Genomic DNA, 367 nt, shown 5'->3' on the forward strand with positions numbered 1-367 from the left:
GGCGCCATCAGCACCGACGGTGAAAGAAGTGACAAGCGAAGCTACAACAGTAAGTGGCACGGCAGAACCAGGCTCAACAGTCACAGTAACGTTCCCAGATGGAACAACGTCAACAGGAACAGCAGACAGTGAAGGTAACTATACAGTTGAAATTCCATCAAATGTAGATTTAGAAGGTGGAGAAGATATCAAAGTTACTTCTAAAGATAAAGTTGGCAATACATCTGAAGAAACAATGACAACAGTAGTAGATACGACGGCACCAGATGCACCAACGGTGAAAGAAGTGACAAGTGAAGCTACAACAGTAAGTGGCACAGCAGAGCCAGGCTCAACGGTCACAGTGACATTCCCAGGCGGTAAAACG

The 367-nt window shown here is 46.0% G+C and carries 1 protein-coding gene; it reads left to right on the forward strand.

Going from position 1 to position 367, the window contains the following annotated elements; all coding sequences use genetic code 11:
- On the forward strand, positions 1 to 367 hold a 367-nt coding region (locus AB1J10_RS12610), incomplete at both ends, for an Ig-like domain-containing protein (protein WP_369003144.1).

This window comes from Staphylococcus cohnii species complex 1663, assembly GCF_041008415.1.
GTDB lineage: Bacteria > Bacillota > Bacilli > Staphylococcales > Staphylococcaceae > Staphylococcus > Staphylococcus ureilyticus.